Consider the following 16,506-nt stretch of genomic DNA (forward strand, 5'->3'; position numbering starts at 1 on the left):
CATATTGAAATATATTATAAATTTTCAGGATCGGAATTATCCGCTTGCCATGTGTGCGAAAAACCGCTCTGAATTGCCGGGTTGATGTCCGAAATTCCGCACAGTTCCGCCATGGATTTGTCGTCGCTCCCGAGCCGGTTCCTGCGTGCGGCGCGCAAGCCGTATGACGCGCTGCGCACGCGGTTCGGTCTCATCTGGCTTGCCTATGCGGTGGCCGCGGCCGCGGTGGTGGCGGGAGCGCTGATCGTGGGCGCGGAGCGCGCCCGCGAGCGCGCCTATGAGGCGATCGACGAGCGGGCCCGCAATACGGCCGTGCTCAATGCGGCGCTGCTGCGCACGGTGCTGGAGAAGCAGCGTTCCCTGCCCTTCGTGCTCGCGCAGGACAGGGAGATCCAGAGGGCGCTGGCCGAGAGCGACGAGGTGGCCCTGCACGCGCTCAGCCGGAAATTCGAGCAGCTCACCGAAGGCACGAGCGCGTCGGTGATCTACCTCCTCGACAGCGAGGGCGTGACGGTGGCGGCGAGCAACTGGCGCACGCCCATCAGCTTCGTCGGCAATGACTATGGCTTTCGTCCCTATTTTGTCGACGCCCTCGCGCACGGATCGGCCGAATATTACGCGCTCGGAACCGTGAGCCGGGTCCCGGGGCTCTACATCACGCGCCGCATCGACGGACCTGAGGGGCTGCTCGGGGTCGTCGTCGTCAAGGTCCAGTTCGATCAGGTCGAGGCGGACTGGCGCGAGGGGCCGGACATTTCCTATGTCAGCGACACCCACGGCGTGGTCGTGGTGTCGAAGAAGCAGGAGTGGCGGTTTGGCACCATCACGACCATTCCGGAAACGGCGAAAGACCCGATCCGCAAAAGCCTCCAGTTCGGCGACGCGCCGCTGATGCAGGTGCCGGTCATCCCCGCCTTCGCAGCCGGGACACCGGACATCGTCTCCGTGCTGCCACCGGAAGCCGTTTCGCCGTCGCGTTTCGTCAGGATCAGCGTTCCGGTGCCTTCCACACATTGGACGCTGCATCTGCTGGCGCCGAGCGAACAGGAGGTCAGGGCCGCCGCGTATGAAGGGCGCCTCAGCGCCATCGCCGTCGTCACGCCGCTCATCGCGCTGGTCGGCTGGCTCGTGCATCGGCGCAACCGCAACCTGCTGCGCGCCGCGCGCAACGAGGCGTCGCGCATCGAGCTGGAACGGCGCGTCCGCGACCGCACCCGCGAGCTGAGCGCCGCCAACGACAAGCTCCAGTCGGAGGTGCTGCAGCGGCAGGACGCCGTCACCCGCCTGCAGGAGATGCGCGAGGAACTGGCGCAGGCCAACCGGCTGGCGATTCTCGGGCAGGTATCGGCCGGTATCGCCCACGACATCAACCAGCCCATGGCCGCCATCCGCAGCTACGCCGACAATGCGCAGATCCTTCTGCAACGCAACAATACCGGCGCCGTGCGGGAGAACCTCGCCACCATCGCCGCGCTGACGCAGCGCATCAGCACGATCATGGAGGACCTGCGCGCCTTCGCGCGCAAGCGCACCGGCGGCCTCGAGGCGACAGTCGTCGCCGAGTCGATCGACGGCGCGCTGCTTCTGCTGCACAACCGGCAGCGCCAGCAGGCCGTCGAGATGGTGTGCAACAGGCCGCCCGAAGACCTGAAGGTCATCGGCAACCGCGTCCGGCTGGAGCAGGTGCTCGTCAACCTGATGCAGAACGCCCTGGAGGCAATGGAGGGCCGGCCCGGCAGCCGGCTCGAACTCGACTGGCGCGCGGAAGGCGACGAGGTGCGCCTCAGCGTCAGCGACAACGGGCCGGGAATTCCCGACAACGTCATGCAGCACCTGTTCACACCCTTCACGACGACCAAACCGGGCGGATTGGGACTGGGCCACGTCATCTGCAACGACATCATTACCGCATTCGGCGGCTCGCTCGACGTCGAGACGTCGCCCGAGCGGGGAACGCGGTTCACCATCCATCTCAGGCGCACCGGCCACATCGACGACGTGCGCGTTGACGACGGCCGCAGCCGCGCGGACCGTAAGGCGCGGGCACCGGAGGAGCATACGGGCACACCATGAGCACGAGCGAAGCGGAAAAGGACGTGCCCGTCGACGTCGCGTTCGTCGATGACGACGCCGAGGTCAGGCGGGCGAACGCCCAGACGCTCGAACTCGCGGGCCTGAACGTCCGGCTGTTCGAGACGGGCGCGGAGCTGGTCCGGGCGACGGACGCCGCCTTTCCCGGCGCGATCGTGACGGATGTCCGCATGCCGGGCATGGACGGCTTCCAGCTGTTTCATCGCCTGCGCGACATCGACGCCGACATTCCCGTCATCCTGATCACCGGCCATGGCGATATCGACATGGCGGTGGACGCCATGCATCAGGGCGCTTACGACTTCATCCCCAAGCCCTATGCGGCCGACCGGCTGGTGCAGAGCGTGCAGCGCGCGGTCGAAAAGCGCCGGCTCGTGCTGGAGAACAGGCGGCTGCGCCAGGCCGTGGTGCACGCCGAGCACGACGACGTGCCGCTGATCGGCCAGACCCCCGCCATGGAGCGGCTGCGCCAGACGCTGCGCCAGATCGCCGTCGCCGATATCGACGTGCTGGTCGCGGGCGAGACGGGCAGCGGCAAGGAGGTGGTGGCGGAGCTGCTGCACCGCTGGAGCCGCCGGCGCGACGGCCGTTTCGTGGCACTCAACTGCGGAGCGCTGCCCGAGAACGTCATCGAGAGCGAGCTCTTCGGCCACGAGGCCGGCGCCTTCACCGGCGCGCTGAAGAAGCGGATCGGGCATGTCGAATATTCCGGCGGCGGCACGCTGTTTCTCGACGAGATCGAAAGCATGCCGCTCGCGGCGCAGGCCAAGCTGCTGCGCGTCCTCGAAAAGCGGGAGATCGTGCCGCTCGGCGGCAACGAGAGCCGCCAGCTCGACCTCAGGGTAGTGGCTGCCGCCAAGATCGACCTCGGCGACCCGGCGGTGCGCGGCGATTTCCGGGAAGACCTCTATTTCAGGCTCAACGTCGTCAGCCTGACCATTCCGCCGCTGCGCGAGCGGCGCGATGACATCCCGCTGCTGTTCATGCATTTTCTGAAGAAGGCCGCGTCGCGTTTCCAGGTCGAGCCGCCGGAGGTGAAGCCGGGGTTGCTGCACTTTCTGAATGCGCATCCGTGGCCGGGCAATGTCAGGGAACTCGCCCACGCCGCCGAGCGATACGTGCTCGGCCTGCTGGATGTGCCCGTATGGCAGGAGGCCGGCGCGACGGGCGAAAAGCTCACGCTTCCCCAGCAGATGGAGCTCCACGAGGCCGAACTCATCCGCAAGGCGCTGTGGGAGCACAAGGGCAACGCCAGGGCGGCCATCGAAGCGCTCGGGATCCCGCGCAAGACGTTCTACGACAAGCTGCAGAAACACGGACTGGTGCGCAGCGACTTCGCCTGAGATACGCGCCCCGGAGCCGCCGAGAATCGGCCGAAACGCGGCGTCGGAGCCGATGTTGCGCCTTATCTGCCGCCAATCAGATTCCTCGTCAGGCTTCCGGCGTCCTCCGTTACCGAGAGGTCCCGGATTTGCGAGGCAATGGAACGCCCCCTGGCCGCGCCGATGAGAGGGCCGACTTGACCGTGGAACTTGGCATCGAGTTCGGCATCGCTCAGCGGCCGGTCACGACTGCCGATCGTCCGTTCCACGAATTTCTCGATCACACGGCCATCACGGAGCGTCAGCCGGATGCCGGCCGAGGCCTCGTGGCACGTTTGGTCGAGATCCAGGACGACGCGCCGACGAAGCGCGACAAGCGCCGCATCGTTCGCCGCCTCATCCGTAAACGCCGTCGGCGATCCATCGCCCCGGAGCAGCGCGCAGGCCGCCGCATGGTAGACACTGAACTTGGTTTCGAGTTCCGTCGTCGGCTCCGGCTTGCCGGTCAGTTCGTGCACGAGCGGATGAACGCGCAATTCCACGCGTTCGATATCCTGCATGGCCACGTCGCCAAGCTCGGCGCGAAGTTGTTGGCATCCATCGATGACGGGGTGGATGACGATGCCGCAAGCATAAGGTTTGTATGTATTGTAGCGTGCCTCCCAACGTGTTCCGAGATCCTCCAGTATTTCGGCGTAATCCTGCTTCGTCGAAAGAACATTCGCAAAGCCGCGTGGCGCTTCGAGCGCGCGCTCGGACGAATCGAAGCCGGCTTGTGCGAAGAGCGCGGCCGTCATGCCGTTCTGGGCGGCGCGGCCGGCATGAAAGCTCTTGCACATCGTACCGAACATTTCACGAAGGCCCGACGCCTGCGTCGCAGCGATGCCAAGTGCCCAGACCATTTGCCGTGTGTTCAGATTGAGCAGATAGCCGGCTCCCGCGGCGGTGCCGATCACTCCGGCCGTGCCGGTGAGATGCCAGCCGCGGTCGTAATGATCCGGATAGACACAATTGGCGATACGGCAAGTCACTTCCACGCCGATTGCAAGTGCATGCAAAAGCTCGCGCCCGGAAACCGGATATGTCTCCGCCAGAGCGGCGAGCGCCGATGCCGCCGGCCCGCCCGGGTGGATCATCGATTGCAGATACGTATCGTCGTAGTCGAGGACGTGACAGCTTATGCCGTTGAGGAAAGCGGCATTCGGCATATCGACCTTCTCCCTGCGGCCGAGGACGGCCGTCGTTCGCGGGCCTACGAACGGCTCTATCGCCCGCAGCGCGACCTCGACCGTCTCATGGCGCGCCCCGCCGATCGCGCAACCGAACCAGTTGAGATAGGTGCGCGTCGCCTCCTTCTCGACGTCCGCAGGAAGATCGGCATCGTGCTGCGCCACGATCCATTCCGCGAGGGCGCGCGTCACGTCTTTCCTGATCATTACGGAACTCCTCAAATCGTCATGACGAGGACGTCAGACGCTATACTTCTGCGTTAGACGATATACTTGGATGTCAGACGCGATATTTGGCGATCACCTTTTCATCGAGCTTCAGACCCCAGCCGGGCCCCTCCGGGACCTTGTACGTGCCATTCTCGAAGGAATTCCTGTTCTCGACCAGGGAGTAGAACAAAGGATCACGATCCGGATGGAACACCTCCATCATCGTGCCGTGCGGGATCGAAGCAAGGAGATGCGCGGAGACCTGCGGCTCTTCGTGGTGTCCCATCTCGATCTCATAGGACATCGCCATCGCGGCGACACGCCGCCATTCGGTCGGGCCGCCGCCCCAGCTCGAATCGAAATTGCACACGTCGATCGACCGGTCGTTGAAGAGATCGCGGCAGCCGCCGCGGTGATACTCACTCTGCCCGGCCGCAACGGGAACGCCGGTCACCGCGCGCACGAGAGCCATGGACGAACGATCATTGTACCAGCGGCACGGCTCCTCGAACCAGCGTATGTTCAGGTCGGCGACGAGCTGCCCGAACCTGATCGCGTCCCGCTGATCGTATCCCTGATTGGCATCGACGGTCAGGATGAAATCCGGGCCGGCTGCTTGTCGTGCCGTGCGGACGCGTTCCGCGTCTTCCTCGGGGCTGCGGCCGCCGACCTTGAACTTGCAGCCGCCCAATCCGCTTGCCTTCAGCTCCTCCATCTCCGTGCCGAAATCCGCGAGCTTCTTGCCTTCTTCGTAATAGCCTGCGATGGCAACGACCGGCAGCCTGTCACGATAGCCGCCCCAGAGCTTGTAAAGCGGCTGGCCGAGGGCCTTGCCGAACGCATCCTGAACCGCAGCGTCCACGCAGGCCTGCGCATTCGTGCCGAGCTTGCGGTCTCTCAGGATGTTGTAGGTCGGCCCGATCGTGTTCTTCCAGATGCCTTCGGTGTTGAAAACATCCATGCCGATAATCCGCGGGGAGATCTCTTCATGGATGATCTTGAGAACCTCGCCCTGCGTCTCGAACTCGTCTCCGGTATAGCACTCGCCGACGATACCTTCGTCCGTATAGATGCGTGTGATGATGGTGCAGCGATGTGTCATGAAGTAATAGCTGCCATAGAATGTTTTCGGCAGCGGCATCTGCAGCGGGATTGTCTCGACTTTCGTGATTTTCATCGTCGTTGCTTTCAAGGTTGAACGTCACGCACGGATCGGCTGGATACCAAGATCGAAATGGCGGGCCATGACTTCTGCGGCATGGTCGGCGTTTCGGCTGCGGATCGCCTCGAATATGGCCTTGTGCTGCCTGTTGCGTTCCGCAGCGGCGCGCGGAATGAAGCCGCCGCTTTTCCAAGCGGCTTCGAACATGGCATGGGCGCTGCGCTGGATCTCGATCAGGTAGGGGTTGCGGGTCGCTTCTCCGATCGCCTGCTCGAATCCGAGATCCATGTTGTACTTGCGCTTTGTCCGCAGCGGTTCCGCTTCGCTCGCGTGCAGGTAGTTCTCGATCTTAATGAGATCTTCCGGCGTCGCGACAAGAGCGGCCTGCCGCGCCGCCTCGATGTCGATGAGCCGTCGGACCTCGGTCACTTGAAGGAGCGCGCGCCGCCGCTCGGCGCTTTCGAGTTGTGAGAGATCCATAAGCGGACGGTGTTGCGGCTCGCAGACGAAGGTTCCGGCGCCTTGTCGAACTTCCAGAATACCGAGACTGACCATCATCTTGACCGCTTCGCGCACGGCGGAACGGCTGACTTTGAGTTCGAGCGCGAGATCCCGCTCGGATGCGATGCGGTCGCCGGCCTTGAGGCTGTTCTTCGCAATCAGCTCCTGAAGCTGGCTGGCGATCGCGTCGGGAACGAGCTGCCGGGTGACCGGACGATATCTCGGCTGGGCGGCGTCGGCATCGCTGTTCCGAGAAATGCTGTCTTCAGAAGACACGGTTCGAATCCTTCCGTTGATGCGTGTCACGCCGTGATCGATGTGTTCCGCTTCGACCTGAATTCCTTCAGGACGACGAAGAACACCGAGGCGAACGCGATGAGAAGCAGAACAAGCGCGATGGGTTGATTGACGAAGCTCTCCCACCCGCCGAGAAGGACCGTCCGGCGCAGGTTCGTCTCGATCATGAAGCCGAGGACAAGTCCCAGAACGACGGTTGCCACGGGATAGCCGTAGCGCTTCAGCAAGAAGCCGACGACGCCGAACGCGAGCATCTGATAAACATCGGTCATGGAGTTGTTCACGCCGTATGCTCCGACGATGCACAGCGAGATGATCATGGCCATCAGGGCCGATTTCGGCAGGCGCATCACGGCAAGCCAGAGATTGATTCCCGCCGCCCCGATGCCGAGCATCACAATGTTCGCCAGAATGAGCGAGGCGAACAGGCCGTAGACGAGGGCCTGGTTCTGCACGAAAAGTTCGGGACCCGGCTGCAGGCCGTGCATGATCAGGGCGCTGAGCATGACCGCGGTGGTTCCGGACCCGGGAATGCCGAGGGTGAGCATCGGAACGAGGGCGCCGCCGACGCAGGCATTGTTCGCGGACTCGGAGGCCGCAACGCCCTCCGGAGATCCCTTGCCGAAATCTTCCGGTTTCTTCGAGTAGCGCCTTGCCTCGGCATAGCTTACGAGTGAGGAGATCGTCGTTCCGGCTCCCGGAAAGATGCCGATCAGGACGCCGAAGAAGCTTCCGACCAATGTGGTGCGGCGCAGTGCCCAGTAGTCGGCCAGGCGCATCCGCTTCTTTTCCTGCTTCACCTTGGCTTTGTTGCCCTCGCTGTCCTTGACGCCGATTTCTGCGAACACCTCCGAGGCAGCGAAAAGGCCAATGATCGCGGGTATGAGATCAATGCCCTCGATCAACTCGGTGCTGCCGAACGTGAAACGAAGGCTGCCGGTGATGGGATCCTGACCAACCGTGGTCAGCAACAGGCCAAGGACGGTTGTGATCGCCCCCTTGATGTAGTCGCCCGTGCTCAGCGAAGCGGCCAGCGTGAGGCCGAGTACACCCAGCGCGACATATTCGGCCGGGCCGAACGTCAGCGCGACCTCTGCCAGTGACGGGGCAAACAGGATAAGGACGACCGTGCCAATAAGACCACCGATGACCGAAGTCACGAGGGCAATGCTGAGCGCCTCGTGCATGCGCCCCTGCTTCGTCATCGGATAACCGTCGAGTGCGGTCACCATCGAAGACGGTTCGCCCGGCGTATTGATCGCGATCGCAGTGATCGCGCCACCATATTCGGCTGCGGTGTAGATCGATCCAAGAAGGATGAGGGCGATCGCGGGATCGAGAAACCAAGTGAAAGGCAGCAGCAGCGCAACGCCGGTCGAAGCCGAAAGACCCGGCAGAACGCCGACGGCGATTCCGAGGATGATGCCGGCCACTACCGCGAGCAGGGGCTCCCAGCCGGCGAGCGCCTGAACGCCGATTGCAAGATTTGAGATAAGTTCCATCGCGATCACCCGATCAGGCTCGAAGTGGGAAACAGAACGCCGAACAGCCTGTCGAAGACGAAGAACTGGAAAGCGACAAGAACCGCGACGACAAATGCGATCGATGTCAGCCTGCGCATTCCAGCGATCCACAGGATGCCGGCGAGGAGAACGATCGTGCTCGGGTAATAGCCGGCATAGGGCATCGCGAGGCAGTAGACGGCAATGAGCAGGACGGTCACGAGCGCCCGCCCCATGGATCCATGCTCGACATCCATATGGACGGCGTTGCGTGCGCGAATGATGAGCAGCACACAGAGAACGAAGAGAAGGCCGATCAGAAGACGCGGAAAAAATGCAGAACCCACGGCGTCACTGACCGCACCAGCGGACAGATTGCGGGTCTGCGCGAAAAGAAAACTGGACAGACAGATCCCGATTGCTCCGAACCAGAAGTCCGGCTTTCTGAACAGAGTGGCGTTCATCATGCTCTCCCGGGTATTGCTGGCCCTGCGCCGGTTTTGAGCCGGTGCAGGGTATGCTCATTTCAACAGACCGCTCTCCGCGAAGATGAACTTGCCGAGCTCCTCGCTCTCATGCTCCAGCTTTTCCATGTCGGCGCCATCCATGCCGCCGATGCGGGCTTTCTGGCTGTCGATGAACTTTGCCCAATCGGGATCGGCGATGACCTTCTGGAAGACCTTGCCGTGGAACTCCTTCGCTTCCTCCGGGATATCCTTGAGGCTGACGAGGCCACGATGGTTCTCCTGCACGATGTTCCAGCCGAGCTCTTTGAGCGTCGGGACATCGGGAAGACGGGGATCGCGTTCATCCGTTGCGATGAGGAGGGGCTTGAGGCGCCCGGCACGACTGACGATGTCGCCCATGTCCCCTACCCCGATCGCGACATGCTTGCCCATCACCGCCGCAGCGAGAGCGGCTCCATCGTCAAACGGAATGTATTCGCCCTTGCAGCCGGTCTCTTTCCAGATGATCTGCACCATCAGCCAATCGAGACTTGCGACGAAGGCCGCAGCCCATTTCTGACCCGGCTTGGCCTCGCATTCGGCCAGCATCGCGGCACCATCCTGATAGGGGCTTCCGTCGGCGTAGGTGAAGGCGACCAGAGGCGCGAACATGGCAACGCCGACATAGTGGAGCTTGTCGAGCGGGCTCTCGACGTCCGGAAGCGTCAGATGGTTGATGGCGAATGATCGTGTAAAGACCAGCAGAGACATACCGTCAGGACGTTGGCGGAGCAGATGATTGACCGCCACAAGCCCGCTGCTGCCGGGACGGTTCTCAATGACAAAGGGCTGGTCGGTGTATTTGGCGGCGATCTGAACATAAGTCCGGGCCATATTGTCCGGACCACTTCCCGGGCCGCTGCCCAGAATGATGCTCACCGGCTTCGACGTGGAAAGGGCCGGGATTTTGTCCTCCGCGACGGAGGGAGTTGCCACAATGGCAAACGCCGCGGCCAACGCCGCCCCAATTATCCATCTCATGTTCTCCTCCCCTGGGCCACCCACCATGCTCGTTGTTTTTAAGGACATGCCATCAGGTGGTCAGACCATTCAATCGGATGGATGTGGAGCTGTCAACAGGCGTTTTCGTGTCGCATGAAAAAGGCAGCCCACAGCCGATCCGCCGCCAACCGAACCTGGAACCCCGAAAACCGCACATTTCCAAGGGCCGAGAACCATGCAAGGGGTTACAAGCGACCATACTTTGCGGTATTGCCTCAGGCATCCATGTGGTTGACCAACGGAGCCTCCGGATGATCTCTCTTGCGAATTCCGCGACAAAGCTTCCGGACGACGTGCGGGGCAGCGTCGTCGTCTGCGGCTCTCATGGCGGCCTCTATCCTGCCTATCTGGTCGCCAGGGCCGCCGTCACCGGCGCCATCTTCAACGATGCCGGCAACGGCAAGGACAATGCCGGCATCGCCTCGCTCGCATATCTGGAGAAGCTCGGAATACCGGCTGCGACGGTCTCCAACATGAGCTGCCGGATCGGCGACGTTTCCGACATGATGCAGCGCGGCCGCATCAGCCACGCCAACGCGATCGCCCTCGAGCTCGGCGTTGTCCCTGACGAGAGCTGCGCAACGGCGGCGCAGAAGATGACCGCCGCAACGACGGCGGCAGCGACGCCGGCACCGATCTCGGAATCCCGCAGGCTCGGCGATGCATCCGGAACGCGCGCGATCGTGCTGATCGACTCGGCAAGCCTCGTGCGGCCGGAAGACAAGGGACAGATCGTGGTGACGGGATCGCACGGCGGTCTCGTCGGCGGGAACCCGGCCTTGACCCTGCAGGTCGATGCCTTCGCCGCCGTCTTCCACGATGCCGGCATTGGCGCCGACGAGGCGGGCATCACGCGCCTGCCGGCTCTCGACCGGCGCGGGATCGCAGCCGTGACGGTTGCGGCTGGATCGGCGCGCATCGGCGATGCCGGATCGATCTACGAGGACGGAATCATTTCGTTCGCCAATGAACTCGCACGCCGCAACGGCGCCGAGCCCGGCGCCCCGCTGCGGGAGCTCCTGCAGAAGTGGGCCCGCTCATAGGACATCGCCCGCTGCGAGCGCGACGGGCGGCAGGACGTATCAGGCGATGCGGTCGCCTTTCTCGACCTTGGCCGTCCGGTTGTCGACGCCGGGCAGCATCTTCGCCGGATCGCGGGTCACGACGACGTCGAGCACCACCGGCTGCCTGCACGCCAGCGCTTCCGCCAGCGCCGCCGGCAGTTCTTCCGGCCGCTCGACCCGGATGCCCCTGACACCCATGGCTTCGGCGATCCTGGCATAGTTGCATTCGACGAGATCGGAGGCGTGATAGCCCTCGGAGCCGTACATCAGGTGCTGCAGCGCCTTGACGTAGCCGGAAGCCGCGTTGTTGACGACGACGATGGTGAAGCCGTAGCCCATGCGCCGGGCTGTTTCCATCTCGCCGAGCATCATGTTGAAGCCACCGTCACCGGTGATGCTGACGATCGCCCGGTCGCCGGATGCCGCCCTCGCGCCGATGGCGGCCGGCAGGCCGTAGCCGATCGAGGCAAAACCGCGATCCGGCACGAATCCGCGGCCCGGCTTCTTGGTGTCGTAGAGCAACCCGCCCCAGTGCGCGGCAAAGCCTCCATCGGCGATCAGGATGCCGTCCTCGGGCATGACCTTGTTGATCTCGGTCAGCAGGCGCGCCATGCTCACGGGCGTCTCGTCGGAGGCGAGGCGCGGCCCGACCTCCGCTCGCCACGCCTGCATGCGGCTGACGATATCCTGAGCGTAGCCTTGCTGGCGTTCGCGGATAGCCGGTGCCTGGGCGGAAAGCATGTCCGACAGTTCCTCGATCGTCGCCCGGACATCGCCCCACAGCGCGATATCGCACCGGGTGGTGCGGCCGAACTCCTCCGGCAGGAGATCGAGATGGATGATCCTCGAACCCGCCGGCGGCAGGGTATAGCGCTTGGTGGCGATCTCGCCCAGCTTGCACCCGATCACGAGGATCAGGTCCGCCTCGTCGATCAGCTTGTTGGCGATGCGGTCATAGCGGCCGAAGAGGCCGGCGCTCAACGGGCTGGAGCAGGCGATCGCGCCCTTGCCCGTCAGCGTGTGCGCGACCGGCAGGTTGAGTCGATCCGCGAAAGCCTGGAGTACATCGGCCGCGTCGCTCAGGTGCACGCCGCCGCCCGCGAGCACCATGGGGCGTTTCGCCGCCGCTATGAGGGCGGCGGCGGACCTGAGGTCTTCGCCGTCCGGGCGGCAGCGGATAGCCGGAACGGACTGGTGGGCCGGAACGGCATAGAAGTCGCTCTCCTCGAACGCATATGTACCGTGGGAGATGTCCTCCGGCACGTCGATGACGACAGGACCCGGACGGCCCGAGGTCGCGACGGCGAACGCACGGCGGACCAGCTCCGGAATGCGATGGATGACCTCGACGCGCAGCAATTCCTTCACCGCCGGCCGCAGGATTTCCATCTGCCGGCTTTCCTGGGTCATGTTCTTCCAGGAATGGTCACGATGGGAATCCCCGACCAGGACAACCATCGGCGTGCCGGCATTCAGCGCCTCGACGAGGCCGGTCACGAGATTCGTCGCACCGGGGCCGAGGGTAGCGTCCGCAAGGCCGACGCGGGAGGAGATCTTCGCATAGGCGTCGGCGGCGAAGATGCCCGCCCGCTCGTCGTTGATCAGGTGGTGCGGCAAGCCGAGACGGCGGGCGGCGTCGTAGAAGGGCAGCAGCTGGAAGCCGCCCATGCCGAACATCGGCCCCGGATCGTAAAGCTTGATCATCCGCGCGAGGGCCTCACCCCCGGTCAGTTCGATAGACATCTGCATCTCCTCAGGTGTTGTCCATGGTCCCTAGCAGCCGCTAGAGCAGGCGCGACAGATCCGGCCTGCGGGCCGACCAGCCGGCTTCCTGCTCGAAGGTCCAGCCAACGCGCAGGATCAGGTCTTCCGCATGCGCTCGCCCCACGATCTGCAGCGACACCGGCATGCCCCCGGCGTCGAAGCCCGCCGGTACCGCGAGTGCGCAGAGGCCGAGATAGTTGACGAAGCGCGTCAGGTCCGACAGGGGCATGTTGTATTCGTCGATGGCGGACATCGGCGGCGACGTGACCGGGATGGTCGGCAACAGGACGCCGTCGAAGCCGTCCACAGCGTGATGGAAGGCCGACATGTCGCCGCGCCGCTCGATCAGGCGGCGCGCATAGTCGGACGCCGATCCCTTCCCGCCCGCCATGATGCGCTCCCGCACGAAGGGATCGAAAAGTCCGACCGGGTCCGCGACGATCTCCGCCAGATTGGCATAGCCCTCGGTGCGGATGATATGCGAAGCGCCGACACAATAGGCAACTGGATTGCGCGGCAGCCGCACGGGCTCCACTGTCGCACCCGCCTTGCGCAACACGTCGAGCGCCGCATGGAAGCAATCCAGGACCTCTCCCGCTACTGCGGGAAGCTGGACCTCCTCGACATAGCCCAGCCGCAGCCCGTCGAGCGGCTGTTTCAGGGCGGTCGACACATCCGGTGGACGACCGTCGAATGTGCCCGCATCCTTGTCGTCGCGTCCCGCGATGGCCGAGAAGACGAGGGCTGCGTCCTCGACGCTCCGGGTCATCGGCCCGATGGAGTCGAGCGTCTGGCTCAAGGGAAAGACGGCGTGGGTCGAGACGTTCGACACGGTGGGCTTGAGCCCGACGATGCCGTTGATGGCGGAAGGACTGCGAATGGAGCCGCCGGTATCCGATCCGATCGCAACGGGAACCATGCCGGCGGCCACCGCCACAGCCGCCCCGCTCGACGAGCCTCCGGGAGAACGATGGACGTCGAGATCCCACGGATTCCACGGCGCGCCGAAATGGGCATTGGAACCCCAGCCGCCGAACGCGAATTCGACCATGTGCAGCTTGCCGACGACGATCGCGCCGGCCTCGCGCAGCCTCTCCACGACGGTTGCCGTCTCGCCCGACATGCGGTGCGCGAGCTGGCGGGAACCCGCGGTGGTCGGATGACCTTGCACTTCGAGCAGGTCCTTGAGTGCGACCGGAATACCGTGCAGCGGCCCGCGATAGCGGCCGGCTGCGATCGCGGCCTCGGCGGCCTGCGCGCCGGCCATGGCCTCTTCCGTCCAGAGGTCGAGGAAGGCGTGCAGCTTGCCATCCGTCTTGCGGATGCGCTCCAGGCATGCGTCCATCAGCTCGACCGGAGAAATCCGCCGCGCACGCAGACCGGCGGCGAGCTGATGAACCGGCCGGTCGTTGAGATCATCCTGCTTCGACATTCTGGTGCTCAGTCGATCCGATATTCCAGCCACTCGGCGATCAGCTTCTGCAGCGCGGACTCGCCCTCGAACATTTCCCGGCCGCCTTCGGCGCGGTTGCGCCCGAGCTCCAGGACATAGAGATAGTCAGACACCGCCGCGCACTGGCGCACGTTCTGGTCCACGAGCACGACGCTGATGCCCCGGGCCGGCAAGGTCTTGATGAAGTCATAGATCTCGCGGGAGAAACGCGGCGCGATCATCGCCGTCGGCTCGTCCAGCAGCACGACCTCGGGTTCCAGCGCAAGCGCGCGCGCCAGTTCGAGAAAGCGCTGCTGCCCGCCGCTGAGGCTTGCGGCAGCATCGTGCCGCTTCTGGCCGAGGATCGGGAACTGACCGTAGGCCGAATCCAGCACGCGGGCGACCCGCGCCCTGTCCTTGCGGAAGACCCAGCAGCCGAGCCGCAGGTTGTCCTCCACGGACAGGTCCCCGAACAGGCTGCGGTTCTGCGGCACGAAGGCCACCCCCCGCTCGATGAAGGTGTAGGGCGGCTGGCCGTTGAGGCTTTCTCCCTTGAAGCGGATATGGCCGCTCGTCGGACGCAGGAAGCCATAGAGCGTCTTGAGCGCCGTCGACTTGCCCGCTCCGTTGGGACCGATGATGCCGGTCACCTGCCCCTTTCGGGCCAGGAGGTTCACGCCGTTCAGGATCGTGATGTCGCCATGATAGGCAACGGACACGTTGTCCAGGGCCATGATGGCTTCGCCATCGGCGATGCTGCTTTGATTGTCTCTCATCGTCATCGTCCCAGGAATGCCTCGATGACCTCGGGATGTTTCTGGATGTCCTCGGCATTGCCCTCGGCGATCTTCCGTCCCTGGTCCAGGACGAGCAGATGCTGCGACATCCGGTACACGGACGTCAGGTCATGGCTCACGAGGATGAAGCTCTTGCCCTGCTCCCGAAGCTTCAGGATCTGGTCGGTGAAGACCTTGCAGAGCGTCGGATGAACACCGGCGAAAGGTTCGTCGAGCAGGATCAACTGCGGATCGAGCATCATCACCCGCAGCAGCTCGACCAGCTTCTGCTGGCCGCCGGACAGCTCCTCGGCATAATTGTCGCGAATGCGGTAAAGGTCGACGTCGGCCAGCAGGCCGTTCGCCTTCTCCGTGAGTTCCCTGTCGCTGCGGGCGTCCTCCAGCACCGGCACCAGCAGGTTCTCCGTCAGCGTCAGCCGGTGGAACAGCCTGGGCACCTGGAACGTCCGGCCGATGCCGGACGAGGTCACCTCATGCGGCCTGAGGTTGGTCAGATCGCGTCCCCTGAACCGGATGGAGCCGGCGGTGGGCGTATAGATCCCGTTGATGCAGTTCATCACCGTAGTCTTGCCGGACCCGTTCACGCCGATGAGACCGAGGATCCCGTTTTCCGGCACCATGAGGGAGATGTCGTCCACGGCGGTGATGCCGCCGAAGACCTTGCGCAGATGGGTGACTTCCAGCATCGGCGAGGCGCCCTCATCCTGCGGGGTTTCGGTCGAGGCCGTCATCGCAGCGCCACCTTTCCGAACAGGCCCGCGGGACGCAGCATGATCGTGGCGATCAGGATGACGAATCCGACGACGGGCGAGAGGGACTGCGGGAGGAAGACGATAGACAACTGTTCGGCGATGCCGAACAGGATGCCGCCGAAGATCGCGCCCACCGGATGACCGAGCCCGCCGAGCACGATGACCACGAAGCCGATCAGCGTGAAATCCATGCCCGAGAACGGGCCGAAGGCCGGAAAGACGAGCGCGAGCAGCACGCCGGTGATCGCGGCCAGCCCGATCGCCAGCCCGAAGGCGAGCGCGGACAGGTGATCGATGTTCACGCCGACGATCTGGATCGCGTCGCGGTTCATGATCGCCGCCCTCAGCGCCTTGCCGTGGATCGTCCGGTAGAGGAACCAGGTCAAGGCCGCAATCAGGGCGAGGCCCACGGCCAGCGCCACCAGCTGCGCGGTCGGCACGATGAGGCCGAAGATCCGGAAGACACCGGGCGAGAAGACATAGTTCAGCGAACGCGTGTCCGCGCCGAAGAAGTAGAGAAGGGCCGCGCCGGCCATCAACGATACGCCGTAGAAGCTCAGGAAGGACGCGAGCTCGGGATCATCGGCCTTCGAAAGGCGCGGCATGAGCAGGAAATAGAGGATCATGCCGAGGATGAAGAAGCCGACGAAGACGAGCGGCACGGCCAGAAGCGGATGCAGGCCGGTCGCGACGTAGAAGACGAAGACCGCGTAGCAGCCGCCGATGACGAATTCGCCGTGCGAGAAGTTCACCACCCGCATCGTGCCGTAGATGATGGTCAGGCTGCAGCCGATCAGGCCGTAAATGGCGCCCAGGATGAGCCCGGAAATCAGCGCCTGAACCAGAAGAAACGTGTACATCGGTGCAATTCCCCT

14 protein-coding genes are annotated in these 16,506 nt (G+C 64.0%); 3 read left to right on the forward strand and 11 right to left on the reverse strand.

Annotation, left to right across the window (positions count from 1 at the left end; genetic code table 11):
- Nucleotides 1-84 precede the first annotated feature (84 nt).
- Both ACUSIJ_RS16830 and ACUSIJ_RS16835 read left to right on the forward strand, forming a co-directional pair.
- Entirely contained in the window at nt 85-2,073 is a 1,989-nt protein-coding gene (locus ACUSIJ_RS16830) for an ATP-binding protein (RefSeq protein WP_449309572.1), read from the forward strand.
- Entirely contained in the window at nt 2,070-3,434 is a 1,365-nt protein-coding gene (locus tag ACUSIJ_RS16835) for a sigma-54-dependent transcriptional regulator (protein ID WP_449309573.1), read from the forward strand. The genes ACUSIJ_RS16830 and ACUSIJ_RS16835 overlap by 4 nt, the downstream gene beginning before the upstream one ends.
- A 62-nt stretch (nt 3,435-3,496) precedes the next feature.
- Here ACUSIJ_RS16835 and ACUSIJ_RS16840 read toward each other — a convergent pair whose 3' ends face one another.
- From ACUSIJ_RS16840 to ACUSIJ_RS16865, 6 genes are all read right to left on the reverse strand, one after another.
- Nucleotides 3,497-4,849, reverse strand: a complete 1,353-nt coding sequence (locus ACUSIJ_RS16840) for an MmgE/PrpD family protein (RefSeq protein ID WP_449309574.1) — start codon at nt 4,847-4,849, stop codon at nt 3,497-3,499.
- Nucleotides 4,850-4,922: 73 nt separating this feature from the next.
- Entirely contained in the window at nt 4,923-6,029 is a 1,107-nt protein-coding gene (locus ACUSIJ_RS16845; protein ID WP_449309575.1) for a mandelate racemase/muconate lactonizing enzyme family protein, read from the reverse strand.
- A 24-nt stretch (nt 6,030-6,053) separates the two neighbouring features.
- On the reverse strand, nt 6,054-6,821 hold the full coding sequence (locus tag ACUSIJ_RS16850; protein ID WP_449309576.1) for a FadR/GntR family transcriptional regulator: 768 nt from the start codon (nt 6,819-6,821) through the stop codon (nt 6,054-6,056).
- Nucleotides 6,818-8,314, reverse strand: coding sequence for a tripartite tricarboxylate transporter permease (locus ACUSIJ_RS16855; RefSeq protein ID WP_449309577.1), 1,497 nt, complete (start codon nt 8,312-8,314; stop codon nt 6,818-6,820). The genes ACUSIJ_RS16850 and ACUSIJ_RS16855 overlap by 4 nt, the downstream gene beginning before the upstream one ends.
- Before the next feature lie 5 nt (nt 8,315-8,319).
- The gene (locus ACUSIJ_RS16860) at nt 8,320-8,781 is read right to left on the reverse strand and encodes a tripartite tricarboxylate transporter TctB family protein (protein WP_449309578.1); all 462 of its coding nucleotides are present in this window, start codon (nt 8,779-8,781) and stop codon (nt 8,320-8,322) included.
- Between the two features lie 54 nt (nt 8,782-8,835).
- Entirely contained in the window at nt 8,836-9,801 is a 966-nt protein-coding gene (locus ACUSIJ_RS16865; RefSeq protein WP_449309579.1) for a tripartite tricarboxylate transporter substrate binding protein, read from the reverse strand.
- Between the two features lie 272 nt (nt 9,802-10,073).
- Here ACUSIJ_RS16865 and ACUSIJ_RS16870 point away from each other — a divergent pair, with 272 nt between their 5' ends.
- The gene (locus tag ACUSIJ_RS16870) at nt 10,074-10,865 is read left to right on the forward strand and encodes a hypothetical protein (RefSeq protein ID WP_449309580.1); all 792 of its coding nucleotides are present in this window, start codon (nt 10,074-10,076) and stop codon (nt 10,863-10,865) included.
- A gap of 39 nt (nt 10,866-10,904) precedes the next feature.
- On the opposite strand, the gene ACUSIJ_RS16875 is transcribed toward ACUSIJ_RS16870, so the two are convergent.
- Genes ACUSIJ_RS16875 through ACUSIJ_RS16895 form a run of 5 tightly spaced genes read right to left on the reverse strand, consistent with a single transcriptional unit; the run spans nt 10,905 to nt 16,491 of the window.
- Entirely contained in the window at nt 10,905-12,629 is a 1,725-nt protein-coding gene (locus tag ACUSIJ_RS16875; RefSeq protein ID WP_449309581.1) for a thiamine pyrophosphate-binding protein, read from the reverse strand.
- Nucleotides 12,630-12,669: 40 nt separating this feature from the next.
- Entirely contained in the window at nt 12,670-14,082 is a 1,413-nt protein-coding gene (locus tag ACUSIJ_RS16880; protein WP_449309583.1) for an amidase, read from the reverse strand.
- Between the two features lie 8 nt (nt 14,083-14,090).
- On the reverse strand, nt 14,091-14,858 hold the full coding sequence (locus ACUSIJ_RS16885; protein WP_449309584.1) for an ABC transporter ATP-binding protein: 768 nt from the start codon (nt 14,856-14,858) through the stop codon (nt 14,091-14,093).
- A gap of 2 nt (nt 14,859-14,860) precedes the next feature.
- The gene (locus tag ACUSIJ_RS16890; RefSeq protein WP_449309585.1) at nt 14,861-15,610 is read right to left on the reverse strand and encodes an ABC transporter ATP-binding protein; all 750 of its coding nucleotides are present in this window, start codon (nt 15,608-15,610) and stop codon (nt 14,861-14,863) included.
- Nucleotides 15,607-16,491, reverse strand: a complete 885-nt coding sequence (locus ACUSIJ_RS16895; RefSeq protein ID WP_449309586.1) for a branched-chain amino acid ABC transporter permease — start codon at nt 16,489-16,491, stop codon at nt 15,607-15,609. The genes ACUSIJ_RS16890 and ACUSIJ_RS16895 overlap by 4 nt, the downstream gene beginning before the upstream one ends.
- Between the last annotated feature and the right edge of the window lie 15 nt (nt 16,492-16,506).

It is taken from the genome of Pseudochelatococcus sp. B33, from assembly GCF_053570585.1.